At 44.8% G+C, this 19,730-nt stretch carries 12 protein-coding genes; 11 read left to right on the forward strand and 1 reads right to left on the reverse strand.

What is annotated here, in order from left to right:
• Positions 1–371: 371 nt before the first annotated feature.
• From HXT39_RS02025 to pyrE, 10 genes are all read left to right on the forward strand, one after another.
• A complete protein-coding gene (locus HXT39_RS02025) occupies positions 372–7,292 on the forward strand; it encodes an FIVAR domain-containing protein (RefSeq protein WP_103013847.1) in 6,921 nt (2,306 codons plus the stop codon).
• 724 nt (positions 7,293–8,016) lie between these two features.
• Entirely contained in the window at positions 8,017–11,205 is a 3,189-nt protein-coding gene (locus HXT39_RS02030; protein ID WP_102703165.1) for a bifunctional [glutamine synthetase] adenylyltransferase/[glutamine synthetase]-adenylyl-L-tyrosine phosphorylase, read from the forward strand.
• Between the two features lie 80 nt (positions 11,206–11,285).
• A complete protein-coding gene (locus HXT39_RS02035) occupies positions 11,286–11,519 on the forward strand; it encodes a hypothetical protein (protein WP_004108587.1) in 234 nt (77 codons plus the stop codon).
• 135 nt (positions 11,520–11,654) lie between these two features.
• Positions 11,655–11,852, forward strand: a complete 198-nt coding sequence (locus tag HXT39_RS02040; protein WP_231130979.1) for a type II toxin-antitoxin system RelE/ParE family toxin — start codon at positions 11,655–11,657, stop codon at positions 11,850–11,852.
• A 141-nt stretch (positions 11,853–11,993) separates the two neighbouring features.
• Positions 11,994–13,229 (forward strand): aspartate carbamoyltransferase, encoded by a 1,236-nt coding sequence (gene pyrB, locus HXT39_RS02045; RefSeq protein WP_103013848.1) that lies wholly within the window; start codon positions 11,994–11,996, stop codon positions 13,227–13,229.
• A gap of 55 nt (positions 13,230–13,284) precedes the next feature.
• Positions 13,285–14,697 carry a dihydroorotase gene (locus HXT39_RS02050; RefSeq protein ID WP_103013849.1) on the forward strand — a complete coding sequence of 471 codons (1,413 nt, stop codon included), beginning with the start codon at positions 13,285–13,287 and terminating at the stop codon, positions 14,695–14,697.
• Between the two features lie 34 nt (positions 14,698–14,731).
• Entirely contained in the window at positions 14,732–15,775 is a 1,044-nt protein-coding gene (gene pyrF / locus HXT39_RS02055; RefSeq protein ID WP_103013850.1) for an orotidine-5'-phosphate decarboxylase, read from the forward strand.
• A 94-nt stretch (positions 15,776–15,869) separates the two neighbouring features.
• Positions 15,870–16,766, forward strand: coding sequence for a dihydroorotate dehydrogenase electron transfer subunit (locus HXT39_RS02060; RefSeq protein WP_102703163.1), 897 nt, complete (start codon positions 15,870–15,872; stop codon positions 16,764–16,766).
• Positions 16,767–16,771: 5 nt separating this feature from the next.
• Positions 16,772–17,773 (forward strand): dihydroorotate dehydrogenase, encoded by a 1,002-nt coding sequence (locus tag HXT39_RS02065; RefSeq protein WP_102703162.1) that lies wholly within the window; start codon positions 16,772–16,774, stop codon positions 17,771–17,773.
• A gap of 96 nt (positions 17,774–17,869) precedes the next feature.
• Positions 17,870–18,562, forward strand: a complete 693-nt coding sequence (gene pyrE, locus HXT39_RS02070) for an orotate phosphoribosyltransferase (protein WP_102703161.1) — start codon at positions 17,870–17,872, stop codon at positions 18,560–18,562.
• Here pyrE and HXT39_RS02075 read toward each other — a convergent pair.
• On the reverse strand, positions 18,538–18,927 hold the full coding sequence (locus HXT39_RS02075) for a YccF domain-containing protein (RefSeq protein ID WP_102703160.1): 390 nt from the start codon (positions 18,925–18,927) through the stop codon (positions 18,538–18,540). The genes pyrE and HXT39_RS02075 overlap by 25 nt on opposite strands.
• A gap of 129 nt (positions 18,928–19,056) precedes the next feature.
• On the opposite strand from HXT39_RS02075, the gene efp reads away from it, so the two are divergent.
• The gene (gene efp, locus HXT39_RS02080; protein WP_004111770.1) at positions 19,057–19,620 is read left to right on the forward strand and encodes an elongation factor P; all 564 of its coding nucleotides are present in this window, start codon (positions 19,057–19,059) and stop codon (positions 19,618–19,620) included.
• Positions 19,621–19,730: the final 110 nt, after the last annotated feature.

The following is a 19,730-nucleotide window of genomic DNA, read 5'->3' on the forward strand; positions in this document are numbered from 1 at the left end:
CTATGTATATATGCACAAAATAAATGCAATTTATTCTAAACATGTGTTTAGAATCGACGTTAAAAATGTAATCTAGCTTACATTTGCTATATTAATTTTGACCGCAAAAACCTGCCGAAAACGTTGAAATAAAGTCTCGCGGGGGGGGGGTTAGTAGGCTATGCATCATAACAGATACATTGCAAAATATTCATATATTAGGTATTATTGAACATAAATCTCAACAAGGGATTCGTGCTTTTGAAAGCTGAGTGGAAGTTTTATATGTATCTGATTGTAGTTCAATCAGCGTTTGATTACTACATAAAGCTCTTCACTAATAAATTCATAAAGACTTATTCAGAGAGAATCGATATTAAGGAGATATCATTATGATAAATTCAAATTCCGGAAAGCACGCACGCAAGGTTACATTGGATGCTGCAGTAAGTAACGCGATTGCGAAGGCTGTGGATGCTCGCAAGGTGGCGGCGTTTACGGTTGGCGCTGCAGGCGTGTTAGCTGGTGCGTCGTTCGCTTTTGGTGCAACTCCGGCAATGGCGGCGGAGGTGAGTGGTACTCCTGATACTAAGCCGGATGTAGCTCAGACGCCTGTGACTGCTGGTGAGAATGCTGGGACTGGTAAGAAGGCTGAAGCTGGCGATAAGAATCAGACTGAAGCTAATAAAGAGGCTGGGTATAAGGCTGAGAATACCAATAAGCAGGCTGAGCAGAAATCCGAGAATACTGTAAATACTGATGGTACTGAAAATAAATCGACTGTTGTAAAGATTCGTGGTAAGCGCTCGTTGCCTGATGCTCAGCCAACCGACGAGACTGCAACTGAAAATCAAGATCGCGCTTCTGATGGTTCAGCAGGTCAAGATCCTAATAAAATTAATCCAGACACAACGGATACCTCTAATACCAAGATTGATATTGACGAGAATAACGCTGACACTATGCCGAACGTGTATGGCTGGGGAAGCTCAGACAATACATACAGCGTAGATGGTGAAAAGCATACTATTACTTTCCATTTTGCAAAGCCAAAAGATGGCAATATTACCAGTATCGCTATTTTCCCTGCTAAGACGAATGGTTTCAATAATGAGAAAAGTGAGAGAGGTATTGATTTTTACTCGAAAAATTCAGGTAAACACCAAGCTTATTCTGGCGAATATGAGTTTACTGCGAATAATGATGGTTCTGCTGACCTTAAGATGACAACTCTTTTTAGGGATGGTAACCTTAATGGAGGCGCTGAGAAGTATACAGCCAGTCGCTCTATTTTCGTGTACGTAACTAAAGATAATAACGAAACTGTTGCTTATAAAACAAACGTATTCCGTGCTGTAACGCTTGTGCCGCCAAAAACTTCCGGCTCTGTGGTGCTTAAGTATAACGAGCAGCTTACTCCTGAAAAGGTTCAATCAGCAATTACTGCCGCTGGCAATATTGAGACAGCGCGTAGTGATAAGAAGTCTGTAAATAATCAGCTTTCTGATAAATTTACAGAAAATATTAACGTAAAAGCTGATGGTGCTTACGACAAGACTGCATTTGAGGCTATTAATAAGGAAACCTCAGCTCAAGGCGCAACGGATAAGACTTACGTAGCTGGCGCGAAGACGCTTAACACCTATATGGTTACGGATTTGGGCTTTAAGTCGCAAGCTATTCCGCTTACGGTTGCGCGCTACGACACGCGTATCGACAAGCCAACTGTTGAAGATCCAACTAACGTTTCGCAAGAAGTAAAAACCGACATCATCAAAAAATTTGCGGCGCTTAACAATGTTGCCCAAGACAAGGTAAGTATCAACGACAAAGGCGAAGCTGTAATCCACTTTGATGGTGTTGATGAAAAGGACGTTCCTAAGATTGCTTTGCGTGACCTTGTGTTGAAGAAGCTTGAAGAAAAGGATGTTACTGTTCCAACTGGCGATAAGGCAGTCTTTGTTGCTAATCCACTTGGCTACTCCAATGCCGAACTTGACCGAATTAAAACAGCTATTTTTGAAGCTAATAAAGGCAATAAAGAGCTTGGTCTTACCAGCACAGATCAGATTTCGCTTTCGTACCTTACTGGCGATCTTACTGCATCTGGTGATGCTAATAAGGGTATCTCTAATGGTCAGGCGGAAAACAAGATTACCGTTAAGATCAAGACTGACAAGTCAGTTGCTGAGTTTACATCTAATGTAAAAGAGAGCAAGCTCACCAAGCTTCCAGACATCCGCAAGGATTACGACGTTACTTGGACTAAAACCAAGATTGATGGTCGCGATACCGACGAAGGTATTTCTTGGAGTAATGATCAGAAGACCACTATTATCTACCGTTACGATCCAACTAAAGCAGAAGAATTTGATACAACAAAGATTCTTGGTTTGCTGAAAGCTAAACCAAAGGATCCAAAGTCTGGTTTGCGCGACCTTACAGGCGGCGAGACGCTTGCCTATGAAGGTACAAGTACTCATTCGCGCAAGTCGCACATGAACTATGCGCTTAATAAAGATGGCGAGCCAACGGGCGAGCTTACGCTTGGCAATATGGGTGGCGCTTATTGGTCTGGGAATCAGAAAGTTTCTAATTCTGACGTAGACCTCGGTGATAATTTATCAATAGCTGGTTCGTATTCATGGGATACAGAGGCTGGCTCTGTAACGGTAGCTGGCAAAAAGGACAAGATTTTCAAGGCGCGTCTGTTTGTTGAGCCGTATGCAATGACATACTATAAGCATGTTTATCTGGAGCAAGGCCGCAATCCAGGCAATACAGCAAAAGCAATTAACGTTATCTTTGTGCCGCAGACGAATCATAAGACGAAAGACCTTTCGGATTCGATTGGCGAGCACAAGACCGAAAACGTTGAGGGCAAGGATGTTCCAACACAGTCGAAGTATTACAACGCGTCTGCTGATAAGAAAGAGGCATATGAAAAGGCATTAAAGACTGCAACAGACTTGCTTGCAACTGTTAAGGACAAGCAAGAAAAAGACCTTACCGAAGAGCAGAAGGCGCAAATCGATAACGCTACGATTAACCTTAATAAGGCACGCGCCGAGCTTGATGGTCCTGACACCAACAAGGACGGGCTGAACGCCTCGATTGAAGCCAACGGCAAGGCCGCTGAAGGTAGTACTGCCGCAACTGGTACACAAGCAACGAACCAGTTCAAGAACGTAAGCGACCCTGACTTCAAGAAGGCAGACGGTTCTGATGATAAGGACAGAAACGAAGCTGCTAAGAAGGCAAAGACAGATTACGACAAGGCTCTTGAGGAAGCTAATAAGGTAAAGGAAGACAAGAACGCCACGCAGAAGGCTGTTGACGACGCTAAGGCTAAGCTTGATGCTGCGCGCGAAAAGCTTAACGACTTTACCACCAACAAGGATGAGTTGAATAATGCCATCGCTCAGCATGGTAAGGTGAACACGGGCGATGCGTCTAAGCGAGGCGACGAGAAGCTTAAGACCGCCGACCCAACTTACCAGAACTCTAACGAGACAGAGCGCAAAGCCTACGACGACGCTGTAGCAGAAGCAGATAAGGTCTCCAAGGATCCAAACGCTTCTCAAAAAGAAGTAAACAAGGCTATTGATGATCTTAAGAAAGCTAAGGCAGCGCTTGATGCCAACGCAACCGACAAGGCTCCTCTTGCCGCTGCGGTGCAAAAGAGCTTCGATAATCCTGATCCAAACGATGCTACCAAGCAAAGTGTGTTCTACAAGAACGCTAAGGCTAAGACTAACGATTCTGCTGCTCAGCAAGCTGTCACAAATTATGACAACGCGCTAAAGAAAGCTAAAGACGTCCTCGCAGACAAAAACGCTACCAAGAAAGACGTTGAGGACGCTAAGAAAGCGCTTGAAGACGCTGAAGCAGCACTTCATGCCGACAAATACTCTACCGATAAAACCGATCTTGGTAAAGCTATTGCGGACAACTTCAGCGGTTATTTGATGCCAGCCTACTTCAACGCGTTTGATAAAGCGCAAGCAGGCGACGAGCAGGCTAAGAAAGACTTCAAAGCCTATAACGACGCTTATCACGCTGCAAAAGACTTGATGGATGAATTAAATAAGCCTGGGAGCACCGTAGATCAGAAAAAGGTTGATGCGGTTAAAGAGCAGCTAATCGCTGCTCGCAAGATTATTGACACCTACGCAACCGACACCAGCAGACTTTCGGCTGCTGCGCTTAATGACTTTGCAATACAACACAGCCCAGCCTACGCGAATTTGAAAGAACTTGCCGAAAAGCAAAATCCTAGTGAAGAAGAAAAAGCTAAGGTAGAAGCTGCTAAAAAGGCTAAGGAAGCGTATGAAAAGGCAGCAGCGAAACTAACAGCTGCGCTTACTAACACGCTTCCGAAGGATCAAGCAAATGGTCATGATATTCCTGATAACATTATCCCAAAGGAAGATGGCGACCCTAACGATAAGGACTACCTGAAAGACATTCAGGCGCACAAAAACGGTGAGCCGCTGAACAGGGATGTTGACACAATCCTTAAGGAAATGAACGAAGCAGCGAAGGCGCTGGATAAGTTTGCGACTAAGACCGACGAGCTGATTAAGTCGATTAACGAGGACGCAACCACTCATCCAAGCCCTGCGTTTAAGAACGCGTCGCAGCCAAGCTTCCAAAAGCCTGATGGCTCGGGACCGGATGATGCCAAGAACGCTGCTGCTAAAGCGGCAGCAGATGCCTACGGCAAAGCACTCAACGAAGCCAAAGACTTGCTCAAGAAGCCTGATGCTACGCAAAAGGAAGTCAATGATGCGTTGAAGAAGCTTGACGACGCTCGCAAAGAGCTTGACAAGTACAACACCGACACCACCAAGCTTGCGGAAAGCGTAAAAAAGCACGGTTCTACAGAGGGTCCTGCGCCTACGGAAGGCACGCAAACTTCTGATGCGTATCGCAATGCGTCTGATCCTCACTTCTTAACTGCTGATGGCAAGCCTGATACTAAGAAAAATGATGATGCCAAAGCGGCTAAGAAGGAGTATGATGAAGCTTTAACAAAAGCTCAGGAGCTTTTGAAGAAGCATGATGATAAAGACACGCCACTAGACGCGCAGCCAACTCAAAAAGAAATCGACGACGCACTGAAGACTCTTGACGAAGCTCGCAAGAAGCTTGAGGATAACTATAAGACTGTTACTACTGGTCTTGAGACAGAAATTAACAAGTCTACTGCTGAACATGCTCCTGCTGTTACTGAAGGCGACTTTGAAGCTACTCCAGAGTTCAAGAATGCTCAAGCTAAGACAAGCGATGGTAATGAAAATGCAGACGTTACTGCTTACAAGAATGCTCTTGCAAATGCTCGCAAGTTAGTAAGTGATGCAAAGGATACAAACAAGAAGAACAGCGAACGTCCAACGCAACAGCAGATTAACGATGCGTTCGATGCTCTTACTGCAGCTAAGAAGCAAATTACTGACAACTACAAGACGAATTTTGAAGCGTTGACTTCTGCCAAAGACTTTGCAGATGATGGCTTCAAGAAGACGCCTGAGTACAAGAATGCTCTTGCTAAGAAGACTGCTGGTGATCCAGGTGCTACAAATGACTTGGGTGAAACTGGCAAAGACACTGGCTTCGAGAATGTTCTCAATCAAATCAAGCAGAAGCTTAATGATGATAACTGGAAGAAGACAGCAACTCAGAAGTCTGTAAACAACTTGCTAAAGAAACTGCAAGCAGCTCAAGACAAGATTGCTAACAACTACAAGACTGATGCAAAGCTTCTTGAAAACGAAGTCGGCGATAAGGACGCACAGGGTCAACCTGTAACACCTCCATTCGAGGCGTCGGTTGAGTACAAGAATGCGCTTGAAAAGAAGAACGCTGGTGACGCTACTGCAACGGAAAAGCTTAAAGCTTATGCCGAGAAGCTTGCTAAAGCAAACGAGCTTATTGAAAAGGTCAAGAATCCTGATCCAAACGCAAAGCCAGAAGATCGTCCAACTCAGAAGCAGGTTGATGATGCTCTTGCGGCTTTGAAGAAGGCCAAGAAGGATATCGACGACAACTTCAAGACCAAAGTCGACGCTCTTAAGAAAGAAACGAAAGAGCTTAAGGACGACGGCGGAGCTAAGCCAGACACCGAGAAGTTCGAAAAGTCTACCGAGTACCAGAATGCTCTTGCCAAGAAGGGTGCTGACAGCAAGGATAACGCAGACATACAAGCGTACAATGACGCTTTAGCGAAAGCCAATGAACTTCTTGATCTATTCGACGAGAGTGGCAATCCAAAAGCCAACATTCCAGCTGGAAAGCAACTCCCAACTCAGCAAGAAGTTGACGAGGCTCTTAAGAATCTGAAGGAAATTAAGGATAAGATTACTAAGAACTACGTCACCAGCCCGCATGACTTGCAAGAAGAAGTTGATAAGTCGAAGGGCGGAGATACTGACACCAGAACCGACGTGTTCGAGAATACTCCAGAGTTCAAGAATGCGACTGCTAAGGGTGATGACGCTGCTAAGAAAGCTCTTGACGACTATAACAAGAAGCTCAAGGCTGCCAAGGATCTTCTTGATAAGTTTGATCGCACTACTGGAAAGCCAAAGACTGATCTTCCAGATGGTACTAAAGTCCCAACTCAAAAGCAACTTGACGATGCTCTAAAGGATCTCCAAGCCGCCAAGAAGAAGATTGCCGATGATTACAAGACTGATTCTTCCAAGCTGAAAACAGAAGCAGATGCTGATGCTAAGTTCCGTGATTCTGTATTCTTTATGATTGGAATGACTGAGGATATTGACGCCTATAACAAGGCTTTGGCTGAGGCTAACAGTGTGCTTAAGGATCCGAATGCTACTCAGGCTGAGGTTGACGCGGCTTTGAAGAAGCTTCAGGCGGCTAAGTATAAGATTAATCACCCGTTTGGCATAGGCAGTGGTGTTGGAAGCGGTAGCGGCTATGATGCTGATGCTAGTGATTCTCAGAGTGCTTCGGTTGATAAGACTGCTTTGAGAGTTGAGGTTAATAATTCTGAAGCAGATTCTTCTGCTGCGTCTAAGGCGAATACTGCTGCTGCTAGAGCTTATGTGAGTGCTTTGGCTGAGGCTAAGCGTGTGCTTGCTGATAAGAATGCTACTCAGACTCAGGTTGATGCCGCTTTGAGGAATCTTAAGAACGCTAAGGCTGCGTGGCGTAATGCTTCTGCTAATGCTAGTGGTCTTGCTAAGACGGGTGCTGCAACTGGCTTGTTTGCAAGTCTTGCTGCAATCTTCTCCGGTCTTGGTGCTGCTGGCGTAGCTTCTCGCCGTCGTAAGCACTCTAACGAGTAGTCTATCGCGTAACTAAAATCCCTCGCAGGTTATCTTCCGATAATCCGCGAGGGATTTTTGTTTCTTCATGCTGCTGCACATGCTGTTCCTGTAGCTTTGCGCCAGTGCTTTGCAAACGGTGACTATTTGTTGCTTAAAGAACACTAGCGTCCGTGCTGAGCGAAGACATGCTCGCGCGGGTAACGCGCTCGCTACGAAACTCGCGTTGGAAGTCCACTGGACTTCCAACTTAAGCGAGTTTCCGCTCCGAGTTGCCTTCGCGCGCTAAATCGCAGCGCGAAAGCAGGTCGTCGCACACATCACGCCAGGCACTCATACTACACACTCCGCATCAGCTTAGTTGCAGGAATATTAGCGTGGTGAGATTTGAGATTTTTCGCACTGAGCGCGGCGAACGTCAGAGCCGCAGGCTGCTGATTCGCCAAGCGAAGAAGAAAAATCGAAAAATCTCTGCGATAGACACGGTTATTAACGATTAAATACGCAGAGTTTGGGGGATTTCTTTACGAGCACTAAAAGAGGACTGATGGAGCAACGTTCGTAGAGAACAAAGTATGCATGAGAGTCTTTAACAGCCAAAGCGACTGAAGGACGGGACGTGCGAGGAGAGAAATCCCCCAAAACTTGCGCCACGTTAAGAATGATGCCTAAAACTCGCCACGCTATGAGCGCGAAAGCAGGTAGTTTCGCAGCCTTGTACACCACCACAATGTAAAGTTGCGGTATGGAAAGTGCGAACATAACAGATAGTGCAACTACTGAAACCAACTGCAACGAAAGCTGCACAAACTCTTCCGCACTCACCTCAAGAAGCCTTATTAAAGCCGGTTTTTCTCGCCCGGATGCCGCACGTTGCGCAATGATAGCAATATGCAAAAACTGCAATAAAATATCTTTTGAAACACTACTAAGAAGCGCGCTTACAGTTGAAGATCCAGATTCTGCATTGCTTTCATTGCAAGATTTAAGTGAAGCATACCCCGAAATAATAAATAATATTTCAACTTCAAATTCGCAAGTATCTGACTCATTAACAAGCCTAATGCAAGTATTAGGTGCGTCTAACGCGTTGGCAATGCTTATGCGCACAAGACCTAATCTTATAAAAGCCGCTGCAAACGACCCGAATCATCTTTTTGCAATGACTAGGGAAGAGCGTGTAAAAGACTTACTCGAGGCAATACAAGCGTATACTGCAACAGTTGTTTCTTCTGAAAGCAGCAATTCCAACACAATTTACTTAACATCACTCGGCTTTGCGCAAGCAGTTTCTGCGCTTCGTGCGCGCTACCGTGAGCATGTTGCTGCAATTATGGCAGCTGATTTAGCGAGCACTGACCCTGTTGAAGTGCAGCCAGATATTAGTCGTAAGCTTTCCGACGCTGCCGATGCTGTTTTAGAGGCAGCGTTGTCTATTTCGCGCGGACAGGTTACTGGTTCTTCCGCATGCAGATTTGCGATTATTGCTATGGGTAAGCTTGGCGCGCAAGAAATTAACTACGTTTCCGATATTGATTTGATTTACGTTGTGGAGCCTGCGGATTTAAGCAACAAGCAGAACCAGGATGCTGCTTTGCGTGTTGGTGCTTCTATGGCGATGGTTTTGCAAAAAGTATGCCAGTCGGTGGTTATGGGCTCTGTGGAGCCTCCACTTTGGCAGATTGATACTGCGCTTCGCCCGGAAGGTAAGGATGGCCCTCTTGTTCGTAGGCTTGATTCTCATAGGGAATATTATGAGAAGTGGGCGAGTAGCTGGGAGTTTCAAGCGCTTTTGAAGTCGCGCCCTGCAGCAGGGGATGCGGATCTTGGAAAAGCTTATCGCGATATGGTCGAGCCGTTTATTTGGAAGGCTTCTGGTCGTGAGCATTTTGTAGCTGACTGTCAGCATATGCGTCAGCGTGTGGAGTCGCTTATTCCGGCTTCTCAACGCGATTTGGATATGAAGCTTGGTCGCGGCGGCTTGCGTGACGTGGAGTTTACTGTGCAAATGTTGCAGCTTGTGCACGGAAGTGAGGATGAGTTGCTTCGAGTAAGGGATACTATTTCCGCTTTGCAAACGTTGGCTCAAGGTGGCTACGTCTCTAGGTCTCAGGCGGCGCTTTTGGCAGAACACTACCGTTTTGAGCGTGTTCTTGAGCATCGTCAGCAAATGTGGAGTATGCATCGCACGCATTTGTTCCCAGATTTGGGTGCGCAAGGAAACGGCGGCTTGGATCGTGCGCGCACAATTTCTACAGAGCAGCTTAATAATAATGAGCAGATTTGCCGTCTTGCTCGTGCTGTGCGGCTTCGTCCGGAAGAGTTAGTTGCGCGTTTTGATAAAGCTCGTCGTGAAATTCGGCACTTGCATAAGGATATTTACTACCGTCCGATGCTTCCTATTAACGCTCAAACGGATGCGGATCCTATTGTGCTTTCGCCGGAGGCTGCTCGCGCGCGCTTTGCTTCTATTGGTTTTGCGGATGCTCGTGCAGCACAGTTGCATGTTGAAGCGCTTACGGAGGGGCTTTCTAGGGCTGCTAAAATTCACAGAATTTTGCTTCCAGCAGTGTTGAAGTGGCTTGGCGATGGGCAGAATCCAGATATGGGTTTGCTTGCGTGGCGGCGTCTTGCTGAGCGTTTTGGCGGAAAGAACACGTATCTTGGTTTTTTGCGTGATTCTCCTTCTGCAGCTCAGCGTCTTTGCCACGTTTTGGCGGATTCGCGCTATCTTGGCGACGCTATGATGCAGTCGATGCAGTCTATTACTTGGCTTGGTGACGACGAAGCGTTATCTGCTCGCGATAGGGCAAGTCTCGACATGCAAACTAGTGCTATGGTTGCGCGTTATGCAAGTAATATTGAGGATTTTGCGCAGTCTTTGCGCGCGCTTCGCCGGCAGGAAATTGAGCGAGTTGCTTTAGCTTGGATGTGTGGTCTAATTGATGACGATACTTCTATGCTTGCAATGAGTGATGTGTTTGATGCTATTTTAGATGCGACTTTGCAATGGTCCATGCGTGAAGCTGTGTCAGTCATGAATTTGAATGCTCCTCAAGCTGAAATTGCTATTATTGCTTTAGGTCGCTACGGTGGTAAAGAAGTAAACTTCTGTTCTGACGCAGATATTATGGTAATTTACAAGCCGGTTGGTGAAGATTGCGATTTAAACGCAGCTCACCGCTTTGCGCAAAAAACTGTAGATATTTTGCGTAATATTTTGCAAGGTCCTCTTACACTTGAACCAAAAATCATGGTCGATTTGGATTTGCGTCCGGAAGGAAAAGACGGTCCGCTTGTTCGCTCGCTAGAATCTTGCGAAAAGTATTATCGTCAATGGGCTAGCACTTGGGAGCATCAAGCGTTGTTGCGAGCGCGTTTTGCTGCAGGTTCTAAGGAGTTGGCGGATGCTTTGCTTAACGGAGTTGTAAACGAATTGCGTTACGCTGCAAATCCTCTTAGTGAATCTCAGCTTGCTGAAATTCGTAAGCTTAAAGCTCGCATGGAAGCGGAGCGTTTGCCTCGAGGTGTGAGTAGGGACAGGCATTTGAAGCTTGGTCGTGGCGGTTTAAGCGATGTTGAGTGGACTGTGCAATTGATGCAATTGCAATATGCTTCAAAGCATGAGTCTTTACGAGTAGTTGGAACTATGCAAGCGTTGAAAGCATTGCAATCTGAGCATTTTATAAGCGACGAGGATGCTGAAGTTTTAAGCCGCTGCTGGCATATGTGTTCCGCGGTGCGCAACGCAAACTTCTTGTGGTCTGGCTCAATGGCTCGCGCAGATATTATTCCAACTGACTCGTATTCTTTGGGCGGAATTGCAACTTACCTTGGCTACGAGCCGAACCAGGGCCGCGTTTTTGAAAACGATCTTTTAGCAACTATGCGTCAGTGCCGTGAAATCATGTCTCGTCTTTTCTACGCTCGCTAATTTCTCAATCTTTAGTCGCTTCACATTTATTGTTGCATTCTCTTCTTTAGGTTATAATTGCAGGACGGGAGGTGATTTTAATGAAAAATGCAGTAATGAGTAATAATGTAAAAGAAAGAGCCAACACTTCAGTTTTTTATGCTGATGTTTCTGCGCCTATAAAACAAGCAGTCAGTGGTGAAAATTTAGAAGAAAATGACGAATTATTATCTACTGGTTTTGCTGCAAAACTTATGCATAGTTATAAGCAGTCAGTTTCTGGTTTAGTGCGTCCGTATGCGGATGTTTTTGCTGAGTTAGAAAAGGGCTTGTAATGAGTTCCTTTGATATTCTTGTTACTCAAGATGCAGAAAACGATTTAAAAAATATAAGAGACTATATTGCATCTAATATCTCTAAGAAAACTTCCGTAAGAATTTATTAATTTTATTAAATCTAGTATCGAAAGACTGTCTCTTTTTCCTCAGTTTGCACCTGTAGTTAAGTATGAGCCTTGGAATTCACTTGGTGTGCGTCGTATTATTGTAAAGAATTTTCTTGTTTATTACAGAGTTGTTTTAGAAGAAAATACAGTTTATATTTTGAAGGTTACTTATGGTAAACGTAATCAACAAACTGTATTGGAACAAATAGATTTATTGGATTGAATGCTTATTAAATGTTGCATAATAAGTTATAGTTGTTCGCCACTCCGTATATAAATTCGTCAACGCTAATCAGTAGAATTACGTAGGTCGCGTGTGGTTGCGACCGTCTTGCCAATTGACGGAAGGTGAGCGGTACTTATTATGACGAACGCAATTTCTAGTTCTTTGCATCAAACTTTTTCTCGCAGCACAATTGCAAATTCTCTAGCTGGCAAAAGTGTTGTTACATTAGATGATATTTCAACTGCGCAAATACGAATGCTCTTAGACAAAGCGCGATACATTGATTCGCACCGTAAAGAAGTGGCTCACACTTGCGATGGCAGAGTGTTGGCCACTCTTTTTTATGAGCCGAGCACGCGCACTCGCTTAAGCTTCGAAACAGCAATGCTGCGTTTAGGTGGAAAGGTAATCGGTTTTGCAGGTGCGCAACTTTCTAGTGCAAGCAAGGGTGAAACTGTAAACGATACTTTGAAAGTCGTGTCTAACTATGTTGATGTTGTTGCAATGCGTCACCCAAAGGAGGGTGCTGCTTTTGTTGCAACGCAAGCTGTGAGCACGCCTATTATTAACGCAGGTGACGGCGGCCACATGCACCCAACTCAAACTCTTGCAGACTTGGCAACTATTCTCGCGCGTTTTGGTCGCCTTAATAATCTCACTGTCGGTTTGTGCGGCGACTTAACTTATGGACGCACAGTTCACTCGCTTATTGAAACTTTGTGCCGCTTTGGAAACGTTCATTTTGTGCTGATTAGCCCGGATGAGCTTAAAACTCCGCAGTACGTAATCGACCGTATTATTGACACTCCTTCGTGCACTTATGAAGAAACTCGCGACTTGATGGAAGTTATTGGCAAGCTTGACGTGCTTTACATGACTCGCGTGCAAGAAGAACGTTTTACGGATCGCGAGCAATACTTGCGACTTCGTGACACGTACATTTTGACTGAAGAAAAATTGCAAAAAGCAAAGTCGCATATGCCTGTGCTGCATCCGCTTCCTCGAATTAACGAGATTGCTCTTGACGTTGATGATGATCCTCGCGCAGCATACTTTGAGCAGGTTAAAAACGGTATGCTTATGCGTATGGCTTTGGAAAGTTCCGTTCTTGGAGACGAGCTTTGCGGCTACGAGCCAACTGATTTTGTAAACGTGCCAGAAGACGAATTGCGAGCAGTTGACGCACACGGAATTTCTTTGGCGGATCCTCGCGTGCACGTAACGGACGTGAATGTGCCTGAAGATCTTACTTGCCCGAATCCTCGTTGCATAACAAACAGCGAACTAACTCTTAAACGCAAGTTCTACAAAGCTGATTCCGTAAGGCACGAGTATCGCTGCATGTATTGCGACGAAGAAGCAGAAACTAAATAAAAAATTTAATAATATTATTATATAACTGTAAAAATTACGCAAAACCAGGAGTGAAATGAACGAATCAGGCACCTTAACTTTGCGCAATATCTCTGTGTGGGATACTGGCGAACGTATTGATCTTATTGTTGATGGCGTTCGTCAGGATGCCCTTATAGAGCGGAATGCGCGCGTTACTGGCGACATTGACGCAAGCGATTGGGTTGTTGCTCCTGGCTTTGCAGATCCGCATGTGCATTTTAGAGATCCAGGTCAAACAGCAAAAGAAACAATGATGACCGGCAGTGAGGCTGCTGCGGCTGGCGGTTATACGCAAGTTTTGATTATGCCAAATACTGTTCCAGCTCTTGACGGCGAGCCTTGGGAAGATGCTCCATTTGATGTAGATAATGTAGTTGACTATTTGCAGCGCTATGGTTGCATTTACGGCGTAAAATTGCCAGTTCGCTACGATTTGAGCGTGTGCGCATCATTGGGGCGTAAAGGCTTAGAACCAAGCAATATTGAGCTTTGGAAAAAGTATGTTGCTGGAATCGACGATGACGAAAAAACTTCTCCTATGAAAAAGCACCCGATTACTGCTATAAGCGACGACGGTGCTGCAGTGCCTGAACCGATTTTGCGAGATGTGTTAGCTATGGCAAAACAAACTGGTTTGCCATTCGTGGAGCATTGTGAGCATCATGATACGGGAGCTGTGAACGAGGGTCCGATCGCAAAAATGCTTGGTGTTGGTGGAATTCCAGCTTCTACTGAGCTTGCAATTGTTCAGCGAGATATTGATGCTTCCCGCGAAACTGGCGTACATGTGCATTTCCAGCATGTGAGCACTGCTGCTGCGTTTGAAGCTATTCGTAAGGCAAAGAAAGAGGGTTTGCCGATTACGTGCGAAACTGCGCCTCACTATTTAGCTTTGTGTGATGAGGATGTTTTGCGATATGGCGCGATGGCTAAGATGAATCCTCCTCTTCGTTCAAAAGCAGACAGGCAAGCAACGCTCGCTGCTATTGCGGATGGTACAGTTGACATGATTGCAACAGATCACGCGCCTCACACTGCGGAAGAAAAGTCAGGAGATTTTGCAAGCACTCCTAACGGAATTATTGGGCTTGAGTGCGCGTATGGTGTGTGCCGTAAAGTGCTTGTTGATGCAGGATATACGGACGATAAGCATTTAATCGAATTAATGGCAGTAAATCCAATGCAATTGATGAGCAGAAGACCTACTGATATTGCGGCTTTGCTTAACGTTTCTTCGCGATGCGCAAACAAGCGAACGCTGCGTTTAAGTATTACTGAGCACCCTGAAAACGTTGATTTAGTGCTGATTAATATGCGCGAAAATTGGGCGGTTGATGCAAATTCGTTCCATTCAAAAGCTCGAAATACTCCTTTTGATGGATGGCAACTTACAGGAAGGCCTGTTGCGACGATTATTGGTTCAGAAATTGCTTTCTCGAGAATGTGATTGATTAAATATAAATTTGGAATGGTAGTAAATTATGGACGAACTTATTGAAGCGATTGCAGCCAAGCAAAATCCTAGCGTTGTTGGCTTGGACCCTAAGCCAGGTATTGTACCAGCCGAAATTATTAGCTCTCTTGCGGACGAAGTTTTACAGGAAGTAGAAGGCGAGGATGCGCTGCCAACGCTTTTAGCTACAGCCTATTTTGAGTTTAATCGCGCTATTATTGACGCGGTTGCAGATTTTGTGCCTGCAGTAAAGCCGCAAATTGCAATGTACGAAGCACTTGGTCCTGCTGGTATCGATACTTACGCAATGACTTGCGAGTATGCGAAATCGCAAGGATTAGTTGTAATAGGTGACGCAAAGCGCGGAGACATTGGCTCTACAGCTGGTCAATATGCTGCTCATTTAAGCGGTTTTGCTAATCTTTCTTCATATTTTGAAGACGAAAATACTACTGGTAACGTGCTTCCTCAATCTCTTAAAAATCTTCTAAAAAGCTCTAAAAATCTTGACGTTTGGCATGAAGATTCGCTTACAGTAAACCCTTATATGGGTTCGGATGGTGTGAAGCCTTTTATCGATGAAGCAGTAGCGCACGATAAAAGCATTTTTGTGCTGCTTCGCACTTCGAATCCTTCTAGCAAAGAGCTGCAGGAGCTTATTTTGCAAGATGGCAAGCCAGTGTATGAGCATATGGCTGATTTGATTGAGAACTGGGGTGCTTCAAGCATTGGTAAGCACGGTTATTCAAGAGTTGGTGCAGTTGTAGGTGCCACGCATCCGCAGGAGGGCAAGCATTTGCGCGAGATTATGCCGCACACTTTCTTCTTGGTTCCAGGCTATGGTGCTCAAGGCGGTACTGCTCAAGATGTTGCTGGAATGTTTGATGCAAATTCTGAAGGTGCTATTGTCAATTCTTCGCGCGGTATTATTGGTGCTTGGAAAAAGTCTGAAGATTACGCTAAAAATCAAGGGCACATGTCTCTCGATGACATTCTTGATATTGTGCGTGATTCTGCAGCTGTTGCTGCGAAAAATATGCGTGACGACTTGCGAAATGCAGTGTATCGCTAGAATGTATAACTAAAATAAATATAACTAAAAATATAATTAAAATTAAAAATAAAACGCAACGGTACAAAACACATACAAGGGTAGGGGAAACCACATGAGTGATGGCATGTTTATTCCAACGCGAAAAGCCTCTGGAAACGCCATAATTACGTTACGTGAAGACGCTTTTGATTCTTCCGGCTCAAGTTCTGCAGACGAAAGCAATAATGCAAAATATTCGCGCCTTTGGGGGCGTAGAGCTGTAGAAGTACTCAATAATGAGAAGCTAGACGAAGGCGTGTACCGTTTGACTTTGCGAGATTCTGAGATTGCTAAAAAAGCTGCTCCTGCGCAATTTGTGAACTTGTATTCCCCTGATCCAACTGCTATGCTTCCGCGTCCTTTTGGAGTTGCAAGCGTAGAAGGCGATACTTTTACTTTGATTTTTGCTGTGATTGGCAAAGGCACTGCTAAGTTTGCTGAGCTTAAGCCAGGAGATAGCATTGACGCTCTTGGACCTTTAGGACTTGGCTTTAATATTTCCAAACCTGCACATTATCTGTTGGTCAGTGGCGGCTTGGGCGTGCCACCTATTTTGTGTGCTGCTCAAACGCTTTCAAAGCGTGAAGATTCTAGCGTAACGGCAGTGCTTGGCTACCGTAACAAGCGTTTTGCGGATGATTTAATGAAAGAATATATTTCAGACGTACACAGTATTACAAATGCTGAAGGAACTGTTATTACACTTCTTGACGAACTTGAAGAAAGTCAGCATCTTAATTTTGGAGACGATTTGCCAACGGTTATTTTGTCTTGCGGACCTTTGCCTATGATGAAAGCTGTAGCTCACTGGGCGCATGAAAGAAATATTGAGTGCCAGCTCAGTTTAGAAGCGCGTATGGGCTGCGGATACGGAACTTGCGTTGCTTGCGTTGTTGACACTTTGGAAGGCAGGCTGAAAGTTTGCAACGACGGTCCTGTTTTTGATGCGAATCGTTTGGGTTGGGAGTAAAAAATATGAGTGCTGTAAATAATGCCGAAAATAATTCTGTAAATAACGCAAATTCTGCAACAAATTCCGCTGAAACTTTTGGCTTTGACACTAGCCACGTTTGGAAACATCCAACTCAAGTTGCAGGCGTTAAGTGGAAAAACATGGTTGGTACAGCTTCTGGAACTTTCCAGCTTGCAGCTTGCCGACGCTTTTACGACGTAAGCCAACTCGGCGCAATTTGCACAAAAGGCGTTTCACCTGTTCCGTGGGAAGGAAATCCTTCTCCGCGCACTGCAGAGTCTCCTTCTGGAATGGTAAACGCAGTTGGATTGCAAAATCCTGGCGTTGACCACTACTTAGTAGACGAGCTTCCGAAACTAAAGAAAATGGGAGCGCTTGTTATTACTAATGTTGCAGGGCACAGTGACGACGATTATGCGCAAGTTGTTGAAAAGCTTGCAGATTCTGCTGCAGACATGCTTGAAATTAACGTAAGCTGCCCAAACGTAACTCACGGCGGAATGAGCGTTGGCACGGATCCTGTGGCGCTTCACCGCTTAATTAAGCGACTTCGCGCAATGACAGATAAGCCAATGATTGTAAAAATGACGCCAAATGTGACGGATATTGTTTCGATTTGCAAAGCTGCTGTTGACGCTGGTGCGGATGCTCTTAGCATGATTAACACGCTTGTTGGTTTGCGAATTGATATTCGAACCGGCGAGCCGATTATTGCAAACCGTACGGGCGGCGTTTCCGGCCCTGCAATCTTCCCGATTGGACTTGGATTTGTGTGGAGAGTTCGTCAAGCTATGCCAGATATTCCAATTATTGGCATTGGCGGCATTGATTCCGGCGAAAAAGCTTTGGAATACTTGTATGCTGGCGCTAATGCTGTAGAAGTTGGTGCTGCCGCTTTGGTGGATCCTACTGCTCCTATTCGCATTGCTCGCGAGCTTGATGATTTGCTTGATTCTCGTCCAAAGCTTGCGTTTTTACTTGCCGAAGGAAAGACTTGGCGCTGAAATTAAGTATTTAAAAGGTAGTTAAAAAGTATTTAGAAAATATTTAAGAAATTATTTAGAAAGTATTTAAAAATATTTTAAGAAAGAGAGCTAATTATGGCAGAATTAGACGAACGTTTTACAAAGTTTTTGCTTGATTCAGGCGCGCTTAAATTTGGTGACTTTACACTGAAATCTGGTCGTCAATCACCTTATTTTATTAACGCTGGCGCTTTTGACGACGGCATGAAAATCGCGAGCTTAGGCGCGTACTATGCTCAGCGCGTTGTTGCAGCAATCGAAGACGGCAAACTTCCGCAAGATATCGACACTGTTTTCGGTCCTGCTTATAAGGGCATTCCGTTGGCAGTTTCTACGTCTATGGCTTTAACGAATAATCACAATATGCCAGTCGGTTTTACTTTTGATAGAAAAGAGCGAAAAGATCATGGCGACGGCGGAATGATGGTTGGAAAACCGTTAAAAGACGGCATGAAAGTTCTGTTAGTTGACGACGTGATGACTGCTGGAACTGCAGTTCGCGAAACTTTGCCAAAGCTTAAAGCGGAAGCAAATGTGCAAGTTGTTGGCTTGATTTTGGCAGTAGACAGAATGGAACGCACGAAAGACAGTGAGCTTTCTGCAGTAAAAGCAGTAGAGCAGGAGTTTGGATTCCCAGTTTTGCCAATTGCAAATGTGCGCGAAATTTTCGCTGCAGCTCAAAAACTCACTAATAGTGACGGTAAGCCAGTTATGGATGAGGAATTAGCTTCGCGCGCTGCAGATTACTTGCGTATGTATGGTGCGTAACTATCTTCTACAATTTCGGAACCAAACGGCCACAACGCAAGTTTTGCCATTTTGAAAGATTGTATGCCAAATGGAATGCCAACAATTGTGCAGCAGCAAATGAATCCTGAAACGATATAACCTAATGCAAGCATTGGCCCAATGAAAAATACAATCCATAATATGTTCCAAATTGTGCTAGTGCCGCCTCGGTAAATAACGTGTTTTCCAAATGGCGTGAGTGTGAGCTTTGCCATTTTGAATGCTTGAATACCGAATGGTACGCCAATAACGGTTATGCAAAGAAGGAAACTTATAAGTAACCAGCTTGCAGCAATGAAGAGACCGCCGAATATCAGCCACACAATATTGCCAAGAAGTTTCATATTATTAAGTATATAATTTCGCTGCTATCGGTACACGAATGCATAAGTTGACACTTTGTGGCATAATAAGCAAGGTTTATTTCTTAGCTGCTTAATTTGCAGCCTATTAGCGAAAGAAACGGGTAACTCGTGGCACAGACTACCAATGATATTAAGAATGGATCGGTTTTGAACCTTGACGGTCAGCTTTGGACCGTCGTTAAGTTCCAGCACGTGAAGCCAGGCAAGGGTCCTGCTTTTGTGCGTACCACCATTAAGAACGTGCTCTCGGGCAAGATTGTCGACAAGACTTTTAATGCCGGCATGAAGATGGAGTTCGAGACCGTTGATAACCGCACGTTGCAATATTCATACGAAGATGGCGACAACTTCGTCTTTATGGATATGACCACTTACGACCAGGTTTATATTCCTAAGGTTTTAGTTGGCGAGCAGAGCAAGTATTTGCTTGAGGGCACCGACTGCATCGTAAGCTTCCATGACGGTACTCCTTTGAGCGTTGAGCTTCCAGCTTCAGTGATTTTGACTATTACTCACACTGAGCCAGGCTTGCAAGGCAACCGTTCTAACGCTGGTACTAAGCCTGCAACAGTGGAAACCGGTGCTGAAATCCAGGTTCCACTCTTTGTGGGTGAAGGCGAAAAGGTGAAGGTCGACACTCGTGACGGCTCTTATCTTGGTCGTGAAAACTAAAGAATTAATTATCTAATTAAAATAATTAGTTATCTAATTAAATTAGCTATTTATTTCTCAATAATTTTTATAGAGTGACCCGGTGGCGATTATTCGTTGCTGGGTCGCGT

This window comes from Gardnerella sp. DNF01159, assembly GCF_049244215.1.
GTDB lineage: Bacteria > Actinomycetota > Actinomycetes > Actinomycetales > Bifidobacteriaceae > Bifidobacterium > Bifidobacterium swidsinskii.

Excerpts from the sequence above, each read along its gene's own strand:
- HXT39_RS02065 (WP_102703162.1), top strand. The coding sequence starts at position 16,772 with ATGAGTGCTGTAAATAATGCCGAAAATAATTCTGTAAATAACGCAAAT.
- HXT39_RS02030 (WP_102703165.1), top strand. The coding sequence starts at position 8,017 with ATGGAAAGTGCGAACATAACAGATAGTGCAACTACTGAAACCAACTGC.
- HXT39_RS02075 (WP_102703160.1), bottom strand. The coding sequence starts at position 18,927 with ATGAAACTTCTTGGCAATATTGTGTGGCTGATATTCGGCGGTCTCTTC.
- HXT39_RS02025 (WP_103013847.1), top strand. The coding sequence starts at position 372 with ATGATAAATTCAAATTCCGGAAAGCACGCACGCAAGGTTACATTGGAT.
- HXT39_RS02050 (WP_103013849.1), top strand. The coding sequence starts at position 13,285 with ATGAACGAATCAGGCACCTTAACTTTGCGCAATATCTCTGTGTGGGAT.
- pyrF (WP_103013850.1), top strand. The coding sequence starts at position 14,732 with ATGGACGAACTTATTGAAGCGATTGCAGCCAAGCAAAATCCTAGCGTT.
- HXT39_RS02035 (WP_004108587.1), top strand. The coding sequence starts at position 11,286 with ATGAAAAATGCAGTAATGAGTAATAATGTAAAAGAAAGAGCCAACACT.
- pyrE (WP_102703161.1), top strand. The coding sequence starts at position 17,870 with ATGGCAGAATTAGACGAACGTTTTACAAAGTTTTTGCTTGATTCAGGC.
- HXT39_RS02060 (WP_102703163.1), top strand. The coding sequence starts at position 15,870 with ATGAGTGATGGCATGTTTATTCCAACGCGAAAAGCCTCTGGAAACGCC.
- pyrB (WP_103013848.1), top strand. The coding sequence starts at position 11,994 with ATGACGAACGCAATTTCTAGTTCTTTGCATCAAACTTTTTCTCGCAGC.